Origin of the sequence: Arthrobacter sp. PAMC 25486 (assembly GCF_000785535.1) — a bacterium.
Classification (GTDB): Bacteria; Actinomycetota; Actinomycetes; order Actinomycetales; family Micrococcaceae; genus Specibacter.
The window spans coordinates 1717830-1743779 of record NZ_CP007595.1 but is presented as its reverse complement, the minus strand read 5'-3'; the positions used below and the strand labels follow the sequence as shown (position 1 = coordinate 1743779).

Below are 25950 nucleotides of genomic sequence, written 5' to 3'. Positions count from 1 at the left end.
GAGGCGTTAATTCATGTCATCGCACACATCCAGCCACGAGCCTGAGCAGGACGAAGCCCGGTACGGCGGCCAGTCATTCTTGGCTGACTATTTTGTGCAATTGTCCGAAGAGGACGCAGCAATCTACGATCCCGAGCTGCTCAAGTCCCGGGCGTTTGCGCACCAGGCCCTTGCCGAACACCGCACGCCCGGCCAGGCCCGCATGGAAATCCGGGACGAGCCCGACGCCAGCGTCGTGTTCATCATCACCGATGACATGCCTTTCCTTGTCGACTCGGTCAGCGCCGAACTCGTGAAGCAGAATCTTGCCATTCATTTGGTGACACACCCCGTTTTTGTGGTTGGCCGTGACAAGTCAAGCAATGCCCTGACCTCCGTGACGAAGGTGCCCTCGCATGCCGGTATTGCCAGCGGCGACACCTCAGCCATGCCCAACATTTCTCACCTGCTTGGCGACGGGGACAACACCTCGTTCCTTGAATCCTGGATCGCCATTGAGATTCCACGAACCGGCGCCGGCGAGAAGGAAGAGCTGCTTGCCGGCCTGACCAAGGTCCTTGCCAACGTCCGTGCTGCCGTTGAAGACTGGCCGGCCATGCGCGAGAAGGCACTCAGCCGTGCCGAGATTCTGGCAACGGTTCTGGCGGGGGAGTCGCTCGTTGACCTGCGTGAAGCCGAAGACCTCCTGCACTGGATGGAAGCTGACAACTTCACGTTCCTCGGTTACCGGGAATACGACCTTGACAAGCGCGACGGCGAGGACGTGCTCGTCAACCGCGAGGGCAGCGGCCTGGGCCTGCTCCGTGACGGTTCAAGCCACCCCACGGTCCAGCACCTGACCACGACAGGCCGGCGCAAGGCCCGCGAAAAGCGTGTCTTGGTCATCACCAAGGCCAACTCCCGCTCCACCGTCCACCGCGGCGCCTACCTCGACTACATCGGCATCAAGTCCTTTGACTCCCAAGGCAACGTCAACGGCGAGCAGCGCTTCATCGGCTTGTTCTCCTCCGCCGTGTACACCGGATCGGTGCGCAACATCCCGGTGGTGCGTGAAAAGGTTGAGGCGGTGCTGCGCCACTTTGGTTTCCCGCCCAACTCACACTCCGGCAAGGACCTGTTCGCCGTCCTTGAAACGTACCCCCGCGACGAACTGTTCCAGATTGAGGTTGCGGACCTCATCGAAACCGCCAGCGGCATCCTCAGGCTGGCCGAACGCCGTCGCACACGGTTGTTCCTACGTCCGGACATCTACGGCCGCTTCATGTCCGCCCTCGTGTATGTCCCGCGCGACCGCTACACCACGGCGGTGCGGCACCGCATTGAGGAAGAGCTGACCCGCACCTTCAGCGGCGTCTCCATCGACTTTGAGGCGCGCATGAGCGAATCTGCGCTGGCCAGGCTGTTCTTCCGGATTCGCCTGCCCAAGGACTTCATCGTCCCAGCCGACCTGCAGGTGGCCGAGCTGCAGCAGCGGCTGGTCCGCGCGGCACGGTCGTGGCCGGAAGGAATCGGGCAGGTACTGCGCGATTCAGCACCCCGGGACGAGGCCGAACGGCTCGTGGCCAAATGGTCCGAGGCGTTCCCGGCAGGTTACCGGGTCGACTTTGAAGTTGAGGACGCGCTGGGCGACATTGGCCGTTTTGAGGACTTTGACGCCGCGTACAAGGAAACCCTGGCGGCCGGGCTCGGCGCCGAGCGGTGCGCCCCCGGCATGCACGTCTACCTGCCCACGGGCGTGGGGGATCAGCTGGAGGAGGACGCCCGCGTCAAGCTCTACATGGCCCATCCGGAAAGCCTCAGCAAGATCCTGCCGTTCTTCCACAACCTGGGACTTGAGGTGCTGGACGAGCGACCCTTTGAAATTGAAACGGCGGACAAGCGCGACTTCTTCCTCTACGATTTGGGCCTGAGGTACCCTGCAGGCGTTGACCCGCTTGCGACGGCAGAGCTGCTCACTGATGCGTTTGGCGCAGCCATTACGGGCCTGAGCGAATCGGACCACTTTGACCACCTGGTGCTCAGCGAAGGCATGCATGCACGCCAGATTGTGATCCTGCGGGCCTACGCCAAGTACATGCGCCAGATGGGCAACACCAACTCCTTCGGCTTCATCGCGGACACGCTGCTGCACAATGTGGCGGTGACGCGCGGACTCGTGGAACTGTTCGAAGCCCGCTTCGACCCGGCCGTTGCCGATGCCGACCGCTCGGCTCTGCAGCAGCAGGTGCATGAGCGGCTGAATGCGGCGCTGGAAAGCGTGCCCACCCTGGATGCCGACAGGGTGCTGCGCACGTTCACGAACCTGGTCGATGCCACCCTGCGCACCAACTACTACCAAGGCCATGACTACCTGAGCTTCAAGCTTGACCCCACCACCATCAGCGGGCTGCCCGCGCCGCTGCCCATGTATGAAATTTGGGTGTACTCCCCACGCGTTGAAGGCACACACCTGCGCTTTGGCAAGGTGGCCCGTGGCGGGCTGCGCTGGTCCGACCGGCGTGAGGACTTCCGCACCGAGGTGCTTGGCCTGGTCAAGGCACAGACTGTCAAGAACGCCGTCATTGTCCCCACCGGTGCCAAGGGCGGCTTCTTCGCCAAGGCGCTCCCCAACCCTGCCGTCGACCGCGGTGCCTGGATGGAGGAGGGCCGCGAAAGTTACAAGACGTTCATCCGGGGCCTGCTGGATGTCACCGACAACCTGGTGGCCACGGCGGAGGGCGAAATCGTGGTTCCGCCGCAGAACGTGGTCCGCCACGACGGCGACGACAGCTACCTGGTGGTCGCCGCCGACAAGGGCACCGCGTCATTCTCCGACACCGCCAACGCCATCTCCGCCGAATACGGTTTCTGGCTGGGCGACGCGTTCGCCTCGGGTGGTTCCGTCGGCTACGACCACAAAGCCATGGGCATCACCGCCCGCGGTGCGTGGGAGTCGGTCAAGCGGCACTTCAGCGAGTTCGACCTCGACACCCAGACCCAGGAGTTCACGGCTGTTGGGGTGGGCGACATGTCGGGCGACGTGTTTGGCAACGGCCTGCTGCGCACCCGCACCGTGCGCCTGGTTGCGGCCTTCGACCACCGCGACATTTTCCTTGACCCTAACCCGGTGCCCGGGGTCGCGTTTGACGAGCGCCAGCGCCTGTACGACCTGCCCCGTTCCTCATGGGCCGACTACAACAAGGACCTCATCAGCGAAGGCGGCGGCGTTTATTCACGTTCGCTGAAGTCCATCCCGATCACCCCCGAGGTGTGCGCCATCTTGGGCCTGCCCGAGGGGACCGTGAAGCTCAGCCCGCCGGAACTGCTGCGCGCGGTGCTGCTGGCACCCACCGATCTGCTGTACAACGGCGGCATCGGTACGTACATCAAGGCCAGCACCGAAAGCAACGCCTCGGTGGGCGACAAGGCCAACGACAACATCCGCGTTGACGGTGCCGACCTGCGTGTGAAGGTCATCGGTGAGGGCGGGAACCTGGGCATGACCCAGCGCGGCCGCGTTGAGGCCGCCCTGCATGGGGTCATCCTGAACACCGATGCCATCGACAACTCTGCCGGCGTCGACTGCTCCGACCATGAGGTGAACATCAAGATCTTCGTGGACAGGATGGTGGTGGCCGGCAAGCTGGATCCCGCCGAGCGCACCGACTTCCTGATGTCCATGACGGATGAAATCGGCCAGCTGGTGTTGGAAGACAACATTGAGCAGAACATTCTGTTGCTGAACGACCGTCAGCGCGTGGTTGAGTGGAGCCCCAGCTATGAGCGTTTCATGGACTGGTTGGAAGTGAACGCGGACCTGAACCGCGAGCTTGAAGCGCTGCCCAGCAACGAAGTGCTGGCCGAACGGCTGGCCGCCGGGCAGGGCCTGACCTCCCCGGAACTGGCCGTGCTGCTGGCCTACGCCAAGATGGAACTGGCCAAGTCCCTGAGCAACAGCGACCTGGCCGACGACCCCTGGTTCAAGTCAACGCTGCGCCGATACTTCCCCACGGAACTGGCCGAACGCTTTGATACGGAACTGGACACCCACCCGCTGCGCCGGGAAATCATTGCGACAGTCGTGGCCAACGACATGGTCAACCTGGGCGGCATCACGTTCGCCTTCCGCGCCATGGAGGAATCCTCCGCCAGCGAAGTGGTCGTTGCCAAGGCCTTCGTCGCACTGCATGAAATCTTTGATTTCGGGTCCATGAGCGCAGCCTTGCGGGAACTGCCGCCCAGCTTCTCCACGGAGCAATGGTGCACCGTGCATCTGGACATGCGCCGCCTCCTGGACCGGGCAGTCCGCTGGCTCATCAACGACGGCATGGGCCAGCAGGGCATCGAAGCGGTGGTCAACCGTTTCAAGCCGCTGGTTGCGTCGCTGGGCACCCGCATGGGCGACTTCTTCCAGGGCCAGGACGTGCAGCGGGTTGCCGCCTGGTACGACCGCGCAAATTCCTTCCAGATGCCCCCAACACTGGGTCGGCGCTGGGCGGAGCTCTTTGAAACCTTCCCACTCCTTGATGTGGCGAAGGTCATCGAGTCCCTGCAGGAACCGCAAGAGGACGTTGCCAGCGTGTACTACGCGCTGTACAACCGCTACGGTGTTGACGCCCTGCTCGAACGCATCACCGCCCTGCCACGCAACGACAGGTGGCAGGCCCTCGCCCGGGCAGCGCTGCGCGATGACCTGTATGCCACCACGGCAGACATGACACGCAACGTCATGGACAGCACGGAAGCAGGAGCCCCCAGCATGGACCGGATCGAGTCATGGGAAGGCCAAAACCAGGAACAGCTGGCCCGTGCGGTGCGCATGTTTGCCGAGGTCAACGAGCTTGAACAAGACGACATGGCCTCGTTGTCGGTAGCATTGAGGCTCTTGCGTTCAATCGTGCGGCGTTAATCGCGCAGCCTTTTGTGCCGTTGCAACTGCACGGTTGCAACAGTTTGTGCGGCACCCGCCGTGGGGCGGGTGCCGCCACCTCTTCTAAGGAGCCCGCATGGCAATTTTTGCCGACATGATCAGGGAAAATTCCGGGCTCGGCCCCGGCGACGCCGAATGGCTGCACCTTCTGGTGGGGGACTGGCAGATGATTGCCGACCTGTCCTTCGCCGATCTGGTCCTGTGGTTCCCTGCCGAGGATGACCGCGGCTATGTGGCGCTGGCCCATGTCCGGCCCTCCACCTCCCACACCATGTTCCACGCCGATTTTGTGGGTGACGCCATCGAGCCGGAGCTGGCCCCGCTGGTGCGTTCCGCTTGGGCGAGCCAAAACATTGAACGCTCGCATGAGACGAAAATTTGGAACTCCGATGTGGCCATGAGGGTTGAGGCGATCCCCATGGTGCGCAACGGGCGCACCCTGGCGGTCATCACCACCCACATGGACCTCTCCAGCTCGAGAATGCCCTCGCGGTTGGAGCTGACGTACCGCCAATGCGCCTACGACCTGCTGAAAATGGGCACCCTGGGCCTGTGGCCCGACTTCGCCTCGCCCACCGGATCCCGCCGTGGTGCTCCCCGCGTCGGCGACGGGCTGCTGCGCCTGGACGTTGACGGCATTGTGCAATACGCCAGCCCCAACGGGGTGTCGGCATTCCGCCGGCTCGGTGACGGGGAGTCCCTCGAGGGACGCTCACTGGCCGAGGTCACCACGGGCCTGCTTAAGGACCGGCGCATGGTGGATGAATCACTGCCGCTGGTTGTCACCGGCCGTATGCCGTGGCGCACCGAGATTGAGTCCCGCGGCGTCAGCTTGTCACTGCGTGCCATACCCCTGCGCGACGGCGCCGAACGGTTTGGTGCCCTGGTGCTGTGTCGCGATGTGTCAGAGCTGCGGCGCCGGGAACAGGAACTGGTGACCAAGGATGCCACCATCCGCGAGATTCACCACCGGGTCAAAAACAACCTACAGACCGTGGCGGCACTGCTGCGCATGCAGTCGCGGCGCATGCACAGTGAGGAAGGCAAACAGGGTCTGGAACAGGCCATGCGCCGTGTGGCCACGATCGCCTTGGTGCACGAAACCCTGTCTCAGGGCCTGGCACAAAATGTCGACTTTGATGAACTGATCGACCGCCAGTTCAGGCTGTCCGCCGAGGTCGCCTCTCCGTCCCAGCGAGTGCGCACCGAACGCGAGGGCGCGTTTGAGGAACTGCCCAGCGACTTCGCTACCCCGCTGGCACTGGTGATCAATGAATTGGTGACAAACGCCGTCGAACATGGGCTGCAGGACCGTGAGGGGACGGTCTGGCTCAAGGCACACCGCTACAAAAATGATTCCGGCGACGATGCGTTGACCGTGTCGATCGCGGACGACGGCGTGGGGCTGCCGGAGGGGAACATTGCCGAAGGCCTGGGGCTGCAAATTGTGCGCACCCTTGTCACAAGCGAGTTGGGCGGCACCATCGAATGGTCCCCGCGCGAGGGCGGCGGCACCGTGGTGACCCTGCATATGGCCCTGATCTCCCGCCACTGAGACTCTTTAAAAACATCTGACCCGCAGAAAACGGCGAAAACACGTGAAAACCGTGTATTTTCGCCTTTTTCTGCGGGTCAGCTGGAAAAGAGGGGAGCTAGCTGGCTCGGCGGGCGCGGGCTGCGCGGCGCTTCATGGCCCGGCGCTCGTCCTCGCTCAAGCCACCCCATACGCCTGCGTCCTGTCCGGATTCAATGGCCCACTTCAAGCAGGTGTCGATCACGGGACAGCGACGGCATACGCTCTTTGCTTCCTCGATTTGCAGCAGGGCCGGACCGGTGTTTCCCACAGGGAAAAACAATTCCGGGTCCTTGTCGAGGCAGGCTGCGCGACTACGCCAGTCCATGCTGATCACTCACTCCTTTTAGAACGGGAGGCAACTTGTGAAAAAATTCACGTTAGGCCACATAAGAAAAGGCCCGTGTTTCGGGCCTGAAAGGTCATTGCGTTAAGCGTGTCATGTTAACCCTGCGTAAACAAGAGGTTGGGGCGGAAATATTGGCGTATAACCATGAGCGATGCATCACAGTGACGCGGCAGCCCACGGCCCGCTCACGGCAAACTCCGATAAGGTGCTGTTGTGCAAAACGATCCCGCTCTCCCTGATGAAGTGCCCGCATCACCTGACCCTAATAAGGCTGATATTGACGCCCCGGCCGGTGAACTGACCCGACCCATCGGGGTTGTTGTGGTGGCCATTGTGGTGGGCCTTGAGGCATCGGCCCTCGCCGTCCTGGGGGTGTACTCGATCTATGCAGCGTTCACGCAGCCCATGTTCTCTGTGGCCAGCGGCGTCTTTTTGATCGTGCTGCTGCTGGGCCTGGCCGCGGGACTGGCTGCAGTGTCCGTGAATGCGTTCAAAGGCATGCGGTGGACCCGTTCTGCGGCTTTTGTGTGGCAGCTGCTGATGGTTGCCATTGCCGTTCCGGCCCTGCTTGAGGGCAACGTCCTGCTGGGTCTGATTCTGATGCTGCCGCCGCTGGCTGCCGCGTACTTCCTTTTCACCCCCAAGGTTGTGGCCTTCTCGCAGCGCACCGCTGCGGAAAACTCCGTCCTCTAAGCTGTTCTGCCGGCTCTCATTCCTGCGCTACTCATGGCCGGTCTGGTTCCAGCGGGAATTGAAACCAACGCCGCCGGCCCCGCTCCAGCAATACCGCTCGCCCGGGTGGCTCCGCGCCCATGGTGTCCAGCCGCACCCCGAAGAGTTCGGCGTCGCCCACCCGCTGCGGCATCAGCACTATCCCCTGTTGGGCCGTGCGCAGCCCCCATTCCAAGGGCAGCATGGACAATGCGGGGCCCGGATAGGGGAACGCCGCCACTATCGCGGCCCCCGCTGCCAATTTGCGGGTGGCCCCGGCCAACTCCTGCGGCGACAGTGAAGCCGCATCATCGAGCCAGTAAATGGTGCCTGGACCGCCGTCCGAATCCGTGTTGTCCGCACCGTCAACTCCAGCTGGCGTACCGTCAACGCCACCTGCCCTGTCGCCAACGTCCGGGCGACCAGCCCCAGCGCCGCCCCATCGCTGATGCAGCCCTTCCATCACCCGGATAAAGCTTGATTTTCCCGAGCCTGGTCCGCCAATAACAGGCAGTACACTGCCCGGGGCAAGAGTGGTGGTCACCGGGTCACAGCCGTCGCCGCCCAGCCCAAGCAGCACTTCCGCCGAGGAGCCGCTGCCAGCAACCGGTGAGGAACGCCCGCCGGCAACTGTGAGCAGCTGTGCCAGCGTCAACAACCGCGGAATCTCACGAACCGCGAGCGTCTGGGCTGCACAACTCCCGGCCTCAGTGCTCGGGGATAGCTGCGGGCTGGGCTCCGGTGGAACCCCCAGTTGGGCGACATGCAGCGACGCGTCACCGTCGAGGCCGGGAAAGACATTGATGGGCCCGGCGATGGCAGCCCGCCCAGGCAACGGTTTGAAGGCCGGCAGCCGTGGCCACAGTGCGGTTGACTCCGGGTTGCTGCCGTGGCCCAAGAATATCCGGTTGGGAATAGCGGCAAGAAAGGTGGCGGTGAGCAGTTCCCGGCCACCGCCCACCGCCACCACCATGTTGGAGGGACTGAAGCGGACCAGCTCGGCCAAACCATCCTCGGCGCCATGCCACGGACTGTTGCGCAGCGCCGCCACCCAGCGGCCCCAATCGCTGATGCACAAGATCAAGGTGCCGGTGCAACTGCGCGCCGTGTGGCCTAAACGCTCAATCAGCTGGCTTGCGGTCCGCAATTGTTCCGGCGTCACATGGGCGCCAACCCAAGGGCTCAAAGCCCGCGCGGCCAACGAGCCGTCCCCATCCATCAAGTACAGCACCGGTCTCGCACCGGCTTGCGGCCTGGTGTGCCCGGACTTCGCCAACACTTGATGCGCCACCAGGGCAAGGGCACGGGAGGTTTCCTGCTCAGTGCCAAAGCAGGCAAGGTGGGATTGCGTCTCCGGCTGCCTCCGCAACGGTTCCAGCGACTGCTTCTGTGGCACGTCCACCAGTCCCAGCCAATATGAGGGCCCGGCAGCGGCCGCCGCAATATCGCTGCCGCTCCCCGTCGCCCCGGGATCGGCCGCCGCCGGCACCTCGAGAACTTCCGGTAGCTCCGGAGCCACCACCACTGGAGCCACCACCGCCGGGGCCCCACCGGCCGTCGATGTCCCCGCCGTCGCCGCGGAGTGGTCTCCCCGCCGGACGATCTCAGGAGGAGCAAGTTCTTGCCACGCCCGGGATAGCAGTGCGGCCACGGCTGCAACGTCGCTGCTCTGGAGGTCGGGAAAGGCTGTAAGGTGCGCAGCTGCGCCCAGCCGTTCAACCGCCAGCTCAAGCGATGGCAGCCGCGCATCCGCCACGGCAGGCAGCCGTAGCGTGGCGCTTTGAAACTCCCGGGGAGGCCCGCCTGCCCTGCTGAGGTAGGCGCGGCCGGGGGTGGCGACGCTGATGGACGCTGCAGCGCCGGTGCCGATGACGTCCACTGAATCAAACGCCGACTGTACCCTCAGACAGATGGAGCTGGTCACGTTGGCCCGGATGTCAGCGTTCAGGGCGCCTTGCGGGCGCTGGGTCGCCATGACCAGATGAATGCCCAACGACCTGCCCACGGCTGCAATCCGCATGAGTTCCGCCATGGTGTCGGGAAATTGATCAACCAGCACCCTGAACTCGTCAATGACAATAACCAGATGCGCCATGGCAGGGCGGGAGGAACCGAGCGTCAGGGCACGGTATTCATCGTTGTCGGCCGCCTCCACTGCGGCCAGGGAGGCTTCACGCCGGTGCAGCTCGGCACGGAGCGAAGCCAAGGTGCGTTCCATTCCATGCCCGCCCAGATCGGTGATGAGCGAGGTGGTGTGAGGCAGCTTTCCCAGAACGCCCAGCCCGGCACCACCCTTGAAGTCAATGAACATGAATTGCACGTCGGCAGGGGAATGCGCAACAGCCACACTGCCCACGAGGGCTCGCAGAAACTCGGACTTCCCCGAACCCGTGGTGCCGCCGAGCAGCAGGTGGGGCCCGTCGCGCCCGAAATCAAACATGACGGCTCCCGCCGCGGACCGCCCAATCGGAACCGGCTGCAACGGCGCCCCGGCAGTCCGCTCCCATTGCTGTTGCACGGCGATGCTACTGCGCAGTTCGGCCGGCGGCACGGAATTGGGGGCAAGGCCCTTCCTCCCCTCAGCAGGGAGGTTGTTGCCGGACCCGCCCTGCCCCAGGCCACCGGCACTGCTCAATGCACGACGCCGGGCCTGCGCGCCAAAGCTGCTGGCCGGCACGCCATCGGGGACAAAAGCCGTTCCGGCCATGGTGCCGGCAACACTGCTTCCCACCGTTCGCAGCTCAACGGTGGCGGCAGGATCGGGAGTTTCGGAGAAGAGGAGGATCTGCACCCCGGGAACTGCCTGCAGTTGCGGGTCCAGAGGCGCGTTGACAACTATCAGGACCGCAGCCGCGCCGGCTGATTCTGCAGAGCACGGTGACCGGGCGGACTCCAGCGCCGACAACGCCGATTGTGCCGACAGTGGCCCCAACGCCGATTGTGCCGACAGTGCCCCCAATGCTGACAGTGCCATCGGAACCGATGCGGCCAGGGTCGTCAGCGGCAACAGCCTGGCCGGCAACGGCAGCTCATCACCAGCCCCGAGCACCACCACCGGGACGGCACCGGCATCGAGCTGCATCAGGACGTAATTCAGGAGTGCCTTGAGCGCCGATGAGGGACCGCACACCCGCTGCGGGACGGCACCTAGCCGCAGACACACCGGACGAAAATGCACGAGTGGCGGCGAAAAGGCCGGATCCACGGGAGTCATGGTGACAGCGGAGGGTTCTGTAGCCGTGCCAACTCGCACGGCCAGTGCCAACCCCGGCGGCCGTGCCCTTGGCCGCATGCCGGCATGGACAGCCATCGAAAGAGTTGCGGCGTCGGGGAACACAGACGAAAGTCTGGCAGCATCCTGGCGGACGGCATCGTTCACGGCGAACCGCAGCGCCCTCCTCCGGGCAGATCCGCCAAAAACCGGGATCAGGACCGTCACCGCCCCTATTGCGGCAAAGGACAGGAACATCCATGAGCCGGTCGTCACGGCCAAGACGATGCCCAGGACAAGGGGCAGGGTTCCCGCAACCACCATGGCGCCCCGGTTGCGTGGGGATCCGCCCGCATTGGACACCTCAATGGGGTTGAGGGCGCCAGGATCAAGGGGCCACAGGGGCTGATGTGCCCCGTCGGGAAGGCAGGAATTGGAAGACGTGCCGGCAGGATCCTGAAAGCGCAGCTCCAGGGTGCTGTCACCACAAACAAGCAGCTGCCCCACTTCCACTGTCACCGTGCGCTTGACCGGAACGGCATCGATCTGAACAACGCTGACAGGAACGGCATTGCCAGGAACGGCTCCGACCGCCCTTCTCCTGCGTGGCACAGCGCTCGCAGCCCTGCCCGTCGCTGCCGTGGTGTCTGCGCGCCTCAGCAGGAATCCGCTGGAGCCGGGTGTCGCGGACAGGGTGATGCCGTGGGAACCAACCAGCAGGGTGCCGTGGTGCCTGGACAGGGAAGGGTCTGCGATGCGCAGGCGGCACTGACCTCGGCCAAGCGTGTAGCGGCCGCGCTGGAGGGCAAAGACGGCACCGGCTCCCGGCCCTGAACAAACGGCAAGGACGAGTGCCGGGCCCTCCGCCGGCCTGGCGGTGCCAGCAATGTCAGGTAATCCGGCGGAAGCAGGCACTGAGCCGTCCGGCCACGCCACAACCACCGCACCGTCCACGAGCGGCGGCGTGCCCGGAAGCAGCGAGTCGAGGCGCTCGCCGGCCACGGTAAAGGAATTGCCTGACCAACGCTGGGTCAACGCAAGGTGCAGTGAGTGTCCCGACGGTGTTGCCCCGGCCGGCCACGTGACACTAAGTTCGGTGGGCAGCAGGGGTCCGGCAGCTCCGGCACCGTTCCCAGCCCTTTGAGCCCAGCCGGTCCCGCCATGGTCAGGTGCCCGCGGTCCGGCCACCACTGTGACTTCCAGCAACACGGCAACTCCTTCCCCACCCAACAATCGACCGGCCGCATCCCTGAACCGCACCCCACCCAACAATCGACCGGCCGCATCCCTGAACCGCGCTCCTCACCACCACGCACCCGGCCGCCCCCAGACACCAGCTTAGGCACGCCAACCGCGGGGCTGGGGGCCGCCGTCGTGCATTGTGAATGAAGCCAAAGCCAGCCCCTCCTGTGGAGGAATGAATCTGGCAAGTTCCCCGCAATTCCCTGTGAGGAATGCCACCCGGTCACAGCCAATGGATAACGGTCGGGTAACCTATGAAGATAGTCCGTGGCTCTGCTGTGCCCGGAAATCGTCACCAAGCATTACGGGAGAGTTTGTGAACGCTGACCTGGTCGTCGTCGGTTCGGGTTTCTTTGGCCTGACCATCGCAGAACGCGCAGCCACCGAGTTGGGATTGAAGGTGGCTGTCCTTGACCGCCGCCACCACATCGGCGGCAATGCCTACAGCGAGAACGAGGCGCAGACAGGCATTGAGGTGCACCGCTACGGCGCGCACCTGTTCCACACCTCCAACGAGCGTGTGTGGGAGTACGTCAACCGCTTCACGCAGTTCACCAACTACCAGCACAAGGTGTACACCTCCCACAACGGCGAGGTGTACCAGATGCCCATCAACCTGGGCACCATCAACCAGTTCTTCCGTTCCTCCATGGGCCCGGGTGAGGCGCGTGCGCTGATCCAGGAGCAGGCCGGCGAGCTGGCGGGCACGGACCCCACCAACTTGAATGACAAGGGCATCCAGCTGATCGGCCGCCCGCTGTACGAGGCGTTCATCAAGCACTACACGGGCAAGCAGTGGCAGACGGACCCGAAGGACCTGCCGGCGTCGATCATTTCCCGGCTGCCCGTGCGCTACAACTATGACAACCGCTACTTCTCCGACACCCATGAGGGCCTGCCGGTTGACGGATACACCGCGTGGATTGAGCGCATGGCGGACCACCCGAACATTGAAGTGGTGCTGAATACCGACTTCTTTGACGACGGCGATTACGGCCGCAAGGCTGTCACCGGCCAAGTACCCGTTATCTATACCGGCCCCGTTGACCGCTACTTTGACTACGCGGAGGGCGACCTCTCCTGGCGCACCATCGACCTGGAGCAAGAAGTGCTGCCCATCGAGGACTTCCAGGGCTGTGCCGTCATGAACTACCCGGACGAGGCGCAGAAATACACGCGCATCCACGAGTTCCGCCACTTCCACCCGGAGCGCACCTATACCAAGGACGCCACGGTCATCATGCGTGAGTTCAGCCGTTTCGCCGAGAAGGGCGACGAGCCGTACTACCCCGTGAACACCAGCGATGACCGCAGCAAGCTGCTCGCCTACCGCGACCTTGCCCGCGGCGAATCGGACGTGCTGTTCGGCGGCCGCCTGGGCACCTACAAGTACCTTGACATGCACATGGCCATCGGTTCGGCCCTGAACATGTTCGACAACAAGATCAAGCCGCACTTCACCGGCGGGGCAAAGCTGCAAAGCGGAGGAGTTGACGCGTGAGCGTGGCTGAATCATTGGAAAGCACGACGGCGGCACAAGAGTCCGCGCCTTGGCGCACGCTCCAGCGGGTCATCCTGCCCACCGACTCCCAGGTCGACACCCTGCCGCTCTACGTCGACGCGGGCTCGCCCAGCGGCATCCGGCTGCGCGAAAACGACGAGCTGGCGCGCTCCCCGAAACTGCCCGAGGACAAGCTGCAACTGTTCAGCTCCGGCGGCCCGAATGTGCACTTTGACGACATTCTCTCCCGCCGCGCCATGAATGTCCGTGCCGGCGAGCAGGTCTCCTTCGGCACCTACTTCAACGCCTTCCCCGCCAGCTATTGGCGGCGCTGGACTGATGTGCGCACCGTCCGCCTGGAAGTCACCACCCAGGGCGGCGGCACCGTCACCGTCAGCAAGTCCAACGCCCGCGGCTCCATCCAGCACGTGGACAGTGCGGCCGTTAACGGCACCGCCACCACTGTCTTTGACCTGTCGCTCATGCCCTTTGGCGACGGCGGCTGGTACTGGTTTGACCTGGCGGCAGGCCACGACGGGCTCACTCTTGACGAAGCCCGGTGGACCGTCCAGGACGCCCCGGGCCAAGCCCCAAGGCCTCACGGCCAGGTGACCCTGGAAATCACCACCATGAACAAGCCGGACTACTGCCTGAACAACGCCCGGATCCTGGCCGCGAACCCGGACGCGCTGGAAAACGTCAAGGAAATCCTGATCGTGGACCAGGGCACCAAGAAGGTTCGTGACGAGGCAGGCTTCGCCGAGGTCAGCGCCTCGCTGGACGGAAAGCTGCGCATCATCGACCAGGGCAACCTGGGCGGCTCGGGCGGTTTCGCGCGCGGCATGTATGAGGCCGTGGAAAACGGCAGCGACTATGCGCTCCTGCTCGATGACGACGTCGTTGTTGAGCCCGAGAGCATCCTGCGCATGCTCGCATTCGCCGACCACTGCAAGAAGCCGACCATCGTGGGCGGGCACATGTTTGACCTGCATAACCGCAGCGTCCTGCACACCTTCGGCGAGGTCGTCGACCCGCACCGCATCGTCCCTGCCACCCCGCACGCCGACATGGACATGCGCCACGACTTCAGCGTCGCCAACCTGCGCCAGACCTCGTGGCTGCACCGCCGCGTCGATGTTGACTACAACGGCTGGTGGATGTGCATGATCCCCACCGCCGTCATCAAGGACATTGGCCTGTCCCTTCCCTTGTTCATTAAATGGGACGACGCCGAATATGGTTTGCGTGCGCGGGCGGCGGGCTATGCCACGGTGTCCCTTCCCGGGGCCGCCGTCTGGCATGTCTCCTGGCTCGACAAGGACGACATGGTTGGTTGGCAGTCCTACTTCCACGAGCGCAACCGCCTCATCACCACCTTGATCTACAGCCCCTACCCCAAGGGCGGGCGCGTGCTGCGCGAATCGGTGCAGGCCGACGTCAAACACCTGGTCTCCATGCAGTACTTCACCGAGCACGGCCGGCTGGAAGCGCTCAAGGACATTTTCAAGGGCCCCGAACAGCTCCACAGCGTGCTTGCCACGAAGCTGCCCGAGATCAATGCGTTGCGTGCCCAGTACGCTGATGCGCAGCTGCAGGAAAATGTTGACGACTTCCCCGCCCCCATGCTGGGCCGTGGCCCCATGGGCGGCGCCTTGGTGGGCATGCCGCTGAAGAAGGACCTGGTTTCCTGGGGCCTGAAAACTGTCACCCGTCAGCTCGTCAAGACACCTGACGCCGATGCGGCGGTGCGCCCCCAGGGCGTCCTGGCGCATCGGGACAGCCGTTGGTTCAGGCTGGCACACTACGACTCCGTCGTGGTGACCAACGCCGAAGGCACCGGCATGTCCTGGTACCGCAGGGACCCGAAGCTGCTGCGCTCCATGCTGGCCGAATCCGCACGCCTGCACCTGCGCCTTGCCAAGGAGTGGAACGAGCTGGCCGAGCGTTATCGGAATTCCGTCGCTGAGATCACGTCCATGGAGGCATGGAAGAAGACCTTTGACGCACATTCCGTGGATGGCGAGTAGATGACAGCGGCTAAAAATGAGCTGACCACACCCGGCAACGGGCGCGGTTTGCTGGACCTCTATTCCAACTGGTTCCTGCTGAAGCTGCTGGTACGCAAGGAAATCAAGGTCCGTTACAGGGGATCCGTGCTGGGCCTGCTCTGGTCCTACGTGAAGCCCTTGATGCAGTTCATGATTTATTTTGTGGCGCTCGGCATCTTCCTGAACCTGCAAAAAGCAACCCCCAACTACGCCATCTACCTGTTTTCCGGCATCGTCCTGGTCAACTTCTTCACCGAAACCCTCGGCAACTCCACCCGCTCCATCGTGGAAAACAGGGACCTGATTCGCAAGATTTTCCTGCCGCGGGAACTCTTCCCCGTGGCCACCGTGTTGGTCTCGGCGGCGCATTTCCTGCCACAGGTGGTGATCCTGTTGGGGGCCGCGCTGCTGGTGGGCTGGACGCCGTCGTTCTTCCAACTCATGGCAGCGATCGCGGCCTTCATCGTGGTGGGCATCCTGGCGATGGGACTGGGCCTGCTCTTTGGTGCCGTCAACGTGTACTTCCGCGACTCGGAAAACATTGTCGACATGATCCTCATGGTGGTCACGTGGGCCTCGCCTGTGCTGTACCTGTGGACCATGGCCCGGGACGCGCTGGGGCAATGGTTCTTCCTGTACCAAATGAACCCCATGACAGTTGCCGTGGAGATCTTCCACTGGGCGTTCTGGTACCCAACGCTCGGTGAGGACCAGAGGGCCATGGTGGAGCTGCCGCCGCACCTGCTCAGCCTGTGGCTGCCGGTCTCGCTGCTGATCTCGCTGGTGGTGCTGTTCCTTGGCCAGTACGTCTTCCGCCGCCTCGCCGTCCACTTTGCCCAGGAGCTCTAAGATGACCGCCGAGACCGTTGCCGACAACATCGCCATCACCTGCCGCAACCTGCGCAAGGTATTTGTGCTGCGCAATACACGCTCCATGAAGGAGTCGATCGTCTGGCTCGTGAAGGGGCGCAAGGGTGATTTGTCCAAGCGTTTTGACGCGCTGCAGGACATCTCCCTCGACGTGGCCCAGGGGGAGACCGTGGCGCTGCTCGGGCTCAACGGCTCCGGCAAGTCCACCTTGTTGAAGCTGATCTCGGGTGTTTTACAGCCCGACGGCGGAACCGTCCAGACCCGTGGCAGGGTGGCCGGGCTCATCGAGGTGGGCGCCGGTTTCCACCATGACCTGAGCGGACGCGACAACGTCTACCTCAACGGTGCCATCCTCGGCATGACCGAGAAACAGATCGACACCATGTTTGATTCGATCGTGGAGTTCTCCGAGATCGGCGAGTTCATTGACACCGAGGTGAAGTTTTACTCCTCCGGCATGTACTTGAAACTCGCGTTTTCCATTGCCGTCCACACGGACCCGGAAGTCTTTTTGATCGACGAGATCCTGGCTGTGGGTGATGAACCGTTCCAGCGCAAGTGCATCAAGAAGATCAAGGAACTTGCCGCAGCCGGCAAGACCCTCTTTGTGGTCAGCCACGACCTGGACCTGGTGTCGACGGTCTGCGAACGCGGGATCCTGCTGGAACACGGCAAGGTCATTATGGACGACGAAGTCCACGTGGTGGTCAAGGAATTGCGTCAGCGCTCGGCAGCGGCTTAGGCCCACTGCCCGGCACAGCAGCCCAGCCGCCCTGCGTGGCAGCAACAAATTTTCAAGAAGCCGTACCCACCGGTCCGGCAGTAGAAGTAGCAGTAAGGAAGCGGTGCTTTAGTGACTTGGTGGGAAGCTCTACCTTTGATTGTGGTGGCAGGGGCGATCCTTGTTGTGCCTGGTTTCGTATTTTCCCTGGCCGTCCGGGTTCGTGGCCTGGCAGCGGTGCTGCTGGCTCCGTTGTTCAGCGTTGCCATGGCCAGCGTGCTCTCGCTCGTGCTGCCCATCATCGGCATCGCCTGGTCGCCGCTGTCGTATGGCATCGGGGCACTGGTGATCGCCGCCGCCGCCTTTGGCATCAAGGTGCTGCTCGCGCGCAAGTGGCAGGACCCGCTCTGGGTGCCGGAACGGACATCGGTGCTGGTGGCTTCCGCCGTCGGACTGCTGGGTGCCGGCGTGCTCATCGCCTTGCAGATGGGGACGGCGTTCCAGACCCCGGAGAGCATTTCCCAAACCTATGACAACGTCTTCCACCTCAATGCCGTCCGCTGGGCTATTGACTCAGGGGACGCCTCACCGCTGAACCTGGGTGCCTTCACGGGCATCAGCGCCTACCCGTCGGCTTGGCACGCCATGGCCAGCCTGGTTGCCATGGCAACGGGTGCCAGCATCCCCGTGGCTGTCAGCGTGACGAACCTTGCCATCGGCGCCATTGTCTGGCCGTTGGGTGCCCTGTACCTGGTCCGGCAGATCGTCGGAAGCCGCCTGGTCTCCACGATTGTGGCCTTGATCTTCATCCCCGCCTTCACCGGCTTCCCGCTGATGATGATCGACTGGGGCGTCCTCTACCCGAACCTGCTCTCGATCGCGCTGCTGCCGGCAGGCATGGGCCTGGTCTTCAGCGCCATGGGCCTGGGCAAGGGCCATCGTCCGGCCACGCCCGTGGCTTGGTTGTTGGTGCTCGTCGCGGTTCCCGCCATCGCCGTGGCACACCCCAGCACGCTCATGGCGCTCCTGGCCTTCGTGCTTCCCGCCGTGCTGCTGTGGGCCTGCGGACTCGTCAAGAACTTGCTGCCGGTCAACACCCCCGAACGCCGCCGCCAGCTGTGGATCATCATTGGTGCGGCCGTTGTCTCCGCCCTGGTCCTGGCTATTGTGTGGCGCAAGTTCCGCCCGCCGCCCGGCGCTGCCGGCTGGGGTGCTGTGGAAAGCTCGCCGCAGGCCATCGGCGAGATCTTCCTGGGCGGGGCCATGGGCCGCCCGGCAGCAGCCATCATTGCTGTCTGTATGGTTGTTGGGCTGATCCGCATCTTCGTCATGCGCAGGCAATTGTGGCTGCTGGGCACCTTCCTTGTGGCCGGCCTCTTGTTCTTCTACGCGGCAGGCCTGGACTTCAGCCCCCGCTGGTTCCTGACGGGCGTCTGGTACTACGACAGCTACCGCCTTGCCGCACTGCTACCGGTGGCCATGGTTGGGCCCGCCGTGATCGGTGCAACATATCTGTGGGATGAGGCGCACCGCCGGATTGCTGCCGTCCGCCAGCGCCCTGCCGGCCGGCAGGAGGACCCCGGATCCCGGACGCCGTTGCGCATCACAACGTACGCGGCCGGTGTTGTTGTGCTCGTTTTTGCCACGCAGTTCGGTGTCATGACCTGGGCCGTGAACCAGGCGCACTTCGCCTATGTTGCATCGCCGGTGTCCGGACTGTTAAGCCCGGATGAGCGGGCCCTGCTCGACCGCCTGGACACGCATGTGGAGCCCGGCGCCGTCATTGCCGGCCTGCCCAGCAGCGGTGCAGCCCTGGCCTACGCCATTTCCGGCCGGGAGGTCATGCAGCCGCACATCCTGACCACGCACGGGGACAATGTCGACATCGTCAACGCCGGGCTCAAGAGCGCCGGGCAGTTCCCGTGGGTGTGCGACGCGGTGAAGGAGCTGGACGTGAAGTACGCGCTGGACTTCGGCACCAGGACCGTCACCGGAACCATGACCGGATTCGGCGGCCTCATGGACCTGGGCTCATCCACGTCACTGGAGCTCATCGACCAGCAGGGCTCCGAGGCAAAGCTGTACAAGGTCACCGCCTGCTGGTAGCCCCTCCCGTCGAGGTCTGAGTTCACGCCCTGTCCCTCCCGTCGAGATATGAGATGACGCCCTGTCCGAAGAGTTCGGGAGGGCGTCATCTCACATCTCGCGGAGTTTTGAGGCCAAAGTGCGACGGCGGGACCGCTGCGGCGTTTTGCCCAGCATGTGTGAAGCCCCCGGTCTTGGACCGGGGGCTTCAGCCGTGCATAAACAGTGTGCTTAGAACTCCAACAGCGACAACAGGTATGCGCCGTAGCCGCTCTTCATGAGTGGTTCTGCGCGTTGGCGCAGCTCGTCATCGCTGAGGAAGCCCTGGCGCCAGGCAATTTCCTCCGGCGCACCAATCTTCAGGCCCTGGCGGCTTTCCACCGTCCGGATGAAGTTGGAGGCGTTGTTCAGGTCCTCGAAGGTGCCGGTGTCCAACCAGGCAGTGCCGCGCGGCAGGATCTCCACTTGCAGCTTGCCGCGCTCCAGGTAGGTCCGGTTGACGTCGGTGATTTCCAGTTCGCCGCGGGGAGACGGTTTGAGTGCCTTGGAGATCTCCACGACGTCGTTGTCATAAAAGTACAGTCCAGGAACGGCGTAGTGACTCTTGGGAATCTCCGGTTTTTCCTCCAGGGAGATGGCGGTTCCGGCGTCGTCAAACTCAACGACACCGTAGGATTTCGCATCCTTGACCCAGTAGCCAAACACCGCGCCGCCGTCGATGTCGGCGTGCCGGCGCAGCTGAGTTCCCATACCCGGGCCGTAAAAGATATTGTCGCCGAGGACCAGTGCAACAGTTTCGGAGCCAATATGATCTTCGCCGAGGATAAATGCCTGGGCCAAGCCGTCCGGGGATTCCTGTTTCACGTACGTGATGGAGACACCAAATTGGGAGCCGTCACCTAAAAGGCGCTTAAACTGCTCCGCATCGTGGGGTGTGGTGACAACTAAAATATCCCGGATTCCAGCCAGAATCAGCGTGGACAACGGGTAATAAATCATGGGTTTGTCATAGACGGGCACCAGCTGCTTGCTGATACCATGGGTGATTGGATGCAGTCTCGAGCCAGTTCCGCCCGCAAGGATAATTCCGCGCATACAGTAATCATGGCCGCAAGCGTTGGAATAACGCAAACGGAGGCTCGAGTTTCCTTTCGCAATATCAGCGGCAAGGCTGGCGACAGGAGCAGTGACGAATACCTGACTGTCATCCACATTACAAGGTAGAAGACTAGGTAATCTTGAGTCGTGCAAAATTGGCAAGCAATGGTGCTCCAAGTATGTGGTTCGGTTCTGCTCTGGACGTACGCAACAACAGCCTGAACCTGATCCGACTGATTTTGGCGTTTGCCGTGCTTGTCCATCACAGCTGGCCCCTGGCAGGCCAGGGTGAAACCAAATTTGCCGGTTACTCATTGGGTGGCTGGGCTGTCGCCGGGTTCTTCGGCATCAGCGGATACCTGATCACTTCCAGCCGCTGGTCCAATGCCCTGGGGCACTACCTGGTCAATCGCATTGCACGCATCATGCCGGCGTTTTGGGTCTGCCTGCTCATGATGGCACTCGTGTTTGCGCCGATTGGTTATCGAGTTGCCAATGGCAGCCTGGAGGACTATTTTACGGCTGTGCACTCTCCCTTGAACTACGTGTTTTCCAATGCCCTGTTGGACATGCAGTTCCATGACATCTCGGCAACGCCTGCCAACGTGCCCTACCCGGGGGCCTGGAACGGGTCTTTGTGGAGCCTGTACTATGAATTCCTCTGTTACCTGTTCATCGCCGCACTTGGCTGCTTTGCCCTTGTGAGGCGTTCACGGTGGCCCATGACCATCGCCTTCGTCCTCTCTGTTGTGGCCCAAGCCAACATCGAAACCATCAGCAGGCTAAGCAACGACAACTTCGACGTCGTCCTGATGCTCCAGCTGCTCCCGTTCTTCCTCGCCGGATCTGTGCTCTTCATGTGGAGAGACATGATCGGCTTCCACTGGCTGCCCGGATCCCTGTCATTGATAGTGGCCTTCACTATTTCCTCCACCGTCCCGGGCTGGGGTGTGCAGGCGTCGGCACTCTTTGTCGCCTACAGCCTCATCTGGCTCTCGACCGTGGTGCGGCAGCCGAAACTTATCGCCAAGAACGACATTTCCTACGGGGTCTACATCTACGCTTTTGCCGTCCAGCAGCTGCTGGCAGTCTTCGGCATTCACGAATTGGGCTTGTTCTGGTTTAGTGTCATCGCCGCCATCATCACAGTGCCGCTGGCCGCCGGAAGCTGGGTGTTCGTGGAACGGCCCGTGATGCGCAAGGTCCGTGGAGCAAGGGGCAAATCGCAGCCCAAGAGTGCACCTGCGGCTGCTGTGCAGCTTGTGCCCGGAGTGTGACATGCAACTCATTGTGCAGCCGCCAGGCGGCGAAACGGTAGACTGACGGTTGGGGATCCGTGCCGTACAAGCGGTCGCGTCATCATCTAGAGGTACCACTTTATGACTCACGGCATCACACTGCCGCCACAAGCCGGGCAACGAGCCGCCGATGGGCCGCCGCCGGTGCCACAAAACACAGAACGCAAATACCTTCCGGAAGTACAGGGCCTGAGAGCCCTTGCCGTACTCATGGTTGTGGCTTACCACGTCTGGTTTGGCCGCATTTCCGGCGGCGTGGACATTTTCCTGCTCATTTCTGCCTTCCTGCTGACAGGCCAGTTCACCCGAAAATTGGAGGCTGGACGCGCACTTGAGTTGTTGAAGTACTGGGTGCACCTGTTCAAGCGCCTGCTGCCCATGATCACGGTGACGTTGCTCGCCACGCTCGGGGCAACCCGGCTGTTCCTACCGGAATTGCGGTGGGAGGGCATCTTTAGCCAAAGTTGGGCCTCGCTCTTTTACTACCAGAACTGGTTCCTTGCCGGCGAATCGGTGGACTACTACGCTGCGCAGCACAGCGTGGCCAGTCCCTTGCAGCACTTCTGGTCACTGTCCATCCAGGGCCAGATCTTCATTTTGTGGCCGCTCCTCTTTGCCTTCGCCGCCCTGGTCGCCCGAGTGGCCCGGTTGCGAATCCGTACCGTGCTGATCGCCTTGTTTGGCTCGTTGTTTGCCGTGTCCTTCACGTTCTCTGTCATCACCACTGCGAACAACCAGGCATTTGCCTACTTTGACACCCGCACACGCCTGTGGGAGTTTGCGCTGGGCTCCCTCCTTGCCTTGCTGCTGCCCTACCTGAAGTTTGGTCGTGGCCTCCGCATCGTCCTGGGCTGGCTGGGGCTTGTTGCGATGCTCGCCTGCGGCATCGTACTCCAAGTGGACCAGCAATTTCCCGGCTACATGGCCTTGTGGCCCACGCTGGCCGCAGCCGCGATCATAGTTGCAGGCTTTACCGGCAGCCGCATTGGCGCGGACCGGTTGCTGAGCTGGCAGCCGCTGGTCAAGCTTGGCGACAGTTCCTACGCCCTGTACCTGTTCCACTGGCCCGTTCTGGTTGTCTATCTTGTGGCATCCGGCAACGAGCAGGCGGGGCTTGTCCCCGGGCTGCTGATTGTGTTGGGCTCCGTCGCCGCTGCCGCGATTGCCACGAAATACATCGACACGCCGATCCGGCGCAGCCCTTGGATTGAAGTGAAGCGGCGCAGGGCCCTGGGCGTGATTCTTGTGTGCGTCACGCTCGTCGCCGTGCCCCTGGCAGGCTGGCAGACCCAGGTCAAGAACGCGAATGAGGCTGCCATGACGCTGGCAGCTCAGAACAGCCCGGGGGCGGCTTCACTGCTGCCGGGGTATGTGGACGGCGCCGATCCCAGGGCGCCCCTGATGCCCACCCAGGCGTCCCTGCCTGATGACTGGCCGGTGTTCGTTGGCGGGAAGTGCCGCTCGGACGGCAAGGAACTGCTGAACATTTGCCGCAACAGCATCGAGGACGGCGACAAGCATGTGGTGGTCCTGGGCAGCTCCCACGCCCATGTACTGAACACGCCCATTCTTGACATGGCGGAGCGCAACCATTGGAGCGTCACGTCCATCACGAAGGGTTACTGCCCGCTTGGTGACGACCTTGAAACGGGCATCTCTGAGAGCTGCGCGGACTTCAACCGGGACACCATGGCCGAGGTCCTGGCGATGGCGCCAGACCTTGTGGTGACGACCAGCACCCGCACCAACGTGTTGTGGGAGGAGCCCGAGCTGCTTGACGATTCATGGCTCAATGCCATGGTTACACTTAACTCGGCCGGGATTGATGTAGTCGCCGTGCGGGACACCCCGAGGATTCCACAAAAGGTGCCCGAGTGCCTGGTGGAAACCCCAGGCAATTACCTTGCCTGTGGTGCCAAGCGCATCGACTTGTACAGTGAAGTCCCACCCACGGATGAGATCGCCTGGATGTTGCCCCGCACCACGTTCCTGGACTTCACCGACTACTTTTGCGATGACACCAACTGCCCGGCGGTCATCGGCAACGTCATTGTGTACAAGGATGACAACCACGTGACCCGCAGCTACATGAACACCCTCACACCCATGTTTGAACGCGAGTTTCAGGACGCCACCGGCTGGGACATGTTGCTGGCTCCCATGCGGTGACGGCCCGCCTCGACAATCTGCCGTGACGGCCCTTCCCGACAGCTCATGACAACAGCGAAGGGCCCGTTCACCAGGATAGGTGAACGGGCCCTTCGCTGTGCAGGATGGCGCCTATGCGGGCTTTACGTCGGGCTGGACATCAATCCAGTCAGCCAGCAGTGCGATTCCCTGTGCGAGGTTGTAGCGCGGCTCCCAGCCCAGAACATCGCGTGCTGCCGAGATGTCGGCCCAGGCGTGGCGGACATCGCCTTGGCGGTACTGTCCGGTGACATGCGGGGCAGGGGCACCGTATCGGGCGGCAATGGTCTGCGCTGCCGTGCCGATGGTTTGGAATTCCCCTGAGCCGATGTCAAGGGGGGTGGAGGGTGTCTTTTCCGAGGTGGCTGCCGCCACCACGGCCGATGCGATGTCGTCGATCAAGATGAAGTCGCGGCGAACCTGGCCGTCTTCGTACAGTGGGATGGAGCGTCCGCCCATGGCCATGCGGCAGAACAGGCTCATGATGCCCGTGTACGGGTTGATGAGGGACTGGCCGGGGCCATATACGTTCTGCAGGCGCAGGATGGCGCTCTCGACGCCGTAGGACTTTGCCCACGCCAGCAGAATGTTCTCCTGAGCCAATTTCGTTGCGCCGTAGACGCTCACCGGCGCCGGGAACACCTCGGCAGCGTTCATGGCTGTCGGTTCGGCGCCGGGAAAGTCCCACTCGGAGCGGTCAAGGGTTTCACTGGTCCGCTGGCCTGGGTAGAACAGCGCGCCGTCCGTGGTGCGCCACGCGCCCTCACCATACACCGCACGGCTCGAGGTCAAGACAATGCGCCGGGGGAGGGCCTTGTTGCGGATGAAGCCGTCAAGAAGCTGCGAAGTGCCCACAACATTGACGTGCGTATGGCGGGTTGCTTCCTCCAGGGACTGGCCGGTACCCGTTTCGGCGGCCAGGTGGATCACCACATCCGGCTTGACCTCCGGGAGGACGCGGTCCCAGGTTGCGGCGTCAGTGATGTCGCCGACGATTAATTCAACGCCTTCTGCCAGAGCGGCCGGCCGTTCACCAGATTCGTGAATCTGCGGGTGCAGATTGTCAACCACCACAACCCTCTTGAAGGATTCGAGCAGGGACTCAGATATGGCGCATCCGATGAATCCTGCACCGCCGGTGATGAGGACCGTTTCGGTCCGTGATTCGGGGGAGTTCTGCATGGTGGGTTACTTTCTTGAATGGATGATGAAGCCAGTGGGGTTTCGGGGCTAGGACCCGAAGACGTGGCGGGTCAGGGTCTTGGCTGCCTTGCCGTCACGAGCCAGGAGCGCCTTGGGCACCAGTGCCAGGGCGTGGGCACGCGAGGTGATGCGCAGCTTCGCGGCACGTTCGGCCTTGGTCCATCCCAGCTCACGTGCCTGGGCAGCGGCGACGGCGAAATAGTCACGTTCGCCAACAAAGCGTGAGCCGTCGATCAACTTCGACGACGAGGCGCTTTCAGAATGACGGCGGTAGGAGAAGCACACGGTCGGCTCAATCAGGAGCTGGTCGCCGGCATAAATCATGTCCATGATCAGTGCCAGGTCCTGGATGATGGGGAAGCCGTCACGGAAGTCCACCGCCTGCATGCGGTCGGTGCGGAAAGCCAAGGCAGGCCAGTACAACCAGTCGCCATGCATCAGGTTGGCGGCAATCGACTCCCCGGACACCAGCTGCGCGCCGTTGCCGTGAGGACGCACGACCTTCTGCTTGACCACGTCAACAAACGTCTTGACCACGGTGCTGTTCTCATCGATGACCTGGACGCCAGGCTGGATGATGGCCGCTGAAGGGAAACGATTATGCGCTGCCGAAATCGTCTCAACATAGTTGGGCAGCAGGACATCGTCACAGCCCAGAATAACCATGACTTCTTCGGTGGCCAGTGAGACGCACGTGCGGTAGTTCGCGGTAATACCGCCGTTGGTCTCCTTTCGAATGTACTTGATGCGCTCATCGTCGAGGCCTGCAATGAAGCGTTGAATCTCTAGATCATGGTAGGCGTCATCCACGACCGTCAGGCGCCAGTCGTCGCTGGTCTGTGCCAGAACGCTGTTGACGGTTTCCTTCATATAACCGGGATCTCCCCAGTATGGAATGAAAATGTCCAAGGGCATTGTGAAGGTGTCACTTTCTCCCCTGAATC

15 protein-coding genes are annotated in these 25950 nt (G+C 62.8%); 10 read left to right on the top strand and 5 right to left on the bottom strand.

All coding sequences use genetic code 11. The annotated features are described in order from the left end of the window. The first annotated feature begins 13 nt into the window (after nt 1-13). Both art_RS08010 and art_RS08005 read left to right on the top strand, forming a co-directional pair. Entirely contained in the window at nt 14-4888 is a 4875-nt protein-coding gene (locus art_RS08010) for an NAD-glutamate dehydrogenase (RefSeq protein ID WP_038463838.1), read from the top strand. Nucleotides 4889-4985: 97 nt separating this feature from the next. Further along, nucleotides 4986-6464 (top strand): sensor histidine kinase, encoded by a 1479-nt coding sequence (locus tag art_RS08005; RefSeq protein ID WP_038463834.1) that lies wholly within the window; start codon nt 4986-4988, stop codon nt 6462-6464. Between the two features lie 97 nt (nt 6465-6561). On the opposite strand, the gene art_RS08000 is transcribed toward art_RS08005, so the two are convergent. Beyond that, nucleotides 6562-6810, bottom strand: a complete 249-nt coding sequence (locus tag art_RS08000) for a WhiB family transcriptional regulator (RefSeq protein ID WP_038469266.1) — start codon at nt 6808-6810, stop codon at nt 6562-6564. A 234-nt stretch (nt 6811-7044) separates the two neighbouring features. Here art_RS08000 and art_RS07995 point away from each other — a divergent pair, with 234 nt between their 5' ends. Continuing rightward, a complete protein-coding gene (locus tag art_RS07995) occupies nt 7045-7524 on the top strand; it encodes a hypothetical protein (RefSeq protein ID WP_052136128.1) in 480 nt (159 codons plus the stop codon). A gap of 31 nt (nt 7525-7555) precedes the next feature. Here art_RS07995 and art_RS07990 read toward each other — a convergent pair whose 3' ends face one another. Continuing rightward, nucleotides 7556-11962 carry an FtsK/SpoIIIE domain-containing protein gene (locus art_RS07990; RefSeq protein ID WP_038463831.1) on the bottom strand — a complete coding sequence of 1469 codons (4407 nt, stop codon included), beginning with the start codon at nt 11960-11962 and terminating at the stop codon, nt 7556-7558. A 349-nt stretch (nt 11963-12311) separates the two neighbouring features. Between art_RS07990 and glf the strand changes: the two genes are divergently transcribed. The 5 genes from glf (at nt 12312) to art_RS07965 (ending at nt 19241) form a co-directional block, all read left to right on the top strand. Beyond that, entirely contained in the window at nt 12312-13496 is a 1185-nt protein-coding gene (gene glf, locus art_RS07985; protein ID WP_038463828.1) for a UDP-galactopyranose mutase, read from the top strand. A gap of 2 nt (nt 13497-13498) precedes the next feature. After that, nucleotides 13499-15523 (top strand): glycosyltransferase, encoded by a 2025-nt coding sequence (locus art_RS22215; protein WP_157875419.1) that lies wholly within the window; start codon nt 13499-13501, stop codon nt 15521-15523. Next, nucleotides 15524-16393, top strand: coding sequence for an ABC transporter permease (locus art_RS22210; RefSeq protein ID WP_038463825.1), 870 nt, complete (start codon nt 15524-15526; stop codon nt 16391-16393). A gap of 1 nt (nt 16394) precedes the next feature. After that, the gene (locus art_RS07970; protein ID WP_038463822.1) at nt 16395-17156 is read left to right on the top strand and encodes an ABC transporter ATP-binding protein; all 762 of its coding nucleotides are present in this window, start codon (nt 16395-16397) and stop codon (nt 17154-17156) included. A 111-nt stretch (nt 17157-17267) separates the two neighbouring features. Next, on the top strand, nt 17268-19241 hold the full coding sequence (locus tag art_RS07965; RefSeq protein WP_038463819.1) for a DUF6541 family protein: 1974 nt from the start codon (nt 17268-17270) through the stop codon (nt 19239-19241). Between the two features lie 210 nt (nt 19242-19451). On the opposite strand, the gene rfbA is transcribed toward art_RS07965, so the two are convergent. Then, entirely contained in the window at nt 19452-20315 is an 864-nt protein-coding gene (gene rfbA / locus art_RS07960; protein WP_038463816.1) for a glucose-1-phosphate thymidylyltransferase RfbA, read from the bottom strand. A gap of 182 nt (nt 20316-20497) precedes the next feature. On the opposite strand from rfbA, the gene art_RS07955 reads away from it, so the two are divergent. Further along, nucleotides 20498-21595 (top strand): acyltransferase, encoded by a 1098-nt coding sequence (locus tag art_RS07955; RefSeq protein WP_052136126.1) that lies wholly within the window; start codon nt 20498-20500, stop codon nt 21593-21595. Between the two features lie 102 nt (nt 21596-21697). Continuing rightward, a complete protein-coding gene (locus art_RS07950; RefSeq protein ID WP_082000182.1) occupies nt 21698-23785 on the top strand; it encodes an acyltransferase family protein in 2088 nt (695 codons plus the stop codon). A gap of 111 nt (nt 23786-23896) precedes the next feature. On the opposite strand, the gene art_RS07945 is transcribed toward art_RS07950, so the two are convergent. Then, complete coding sequence (locus art_RS07945; protein WP_038463813.1) at nt 23897-24985, bottom strand: NAD(P)-dependent oxidoreductase; 1089 nt, start codon at nt 24983-24985, stop codon at nt 23897-23899. A 48-nt stretch (nt 24986-25033) separates the two neighbouring features. Continuing rightward, a complete protein-coding gene (locus tag art_RS07940; protein ID WP_038463810.1) occupies nt 25034-25921 on the bottom strand; it encodes a glycosyltransferase in 888 nt (295 codons plus the stop codon). Nucleotides 25922-25950: the final 29 nt, after the last annotated feature.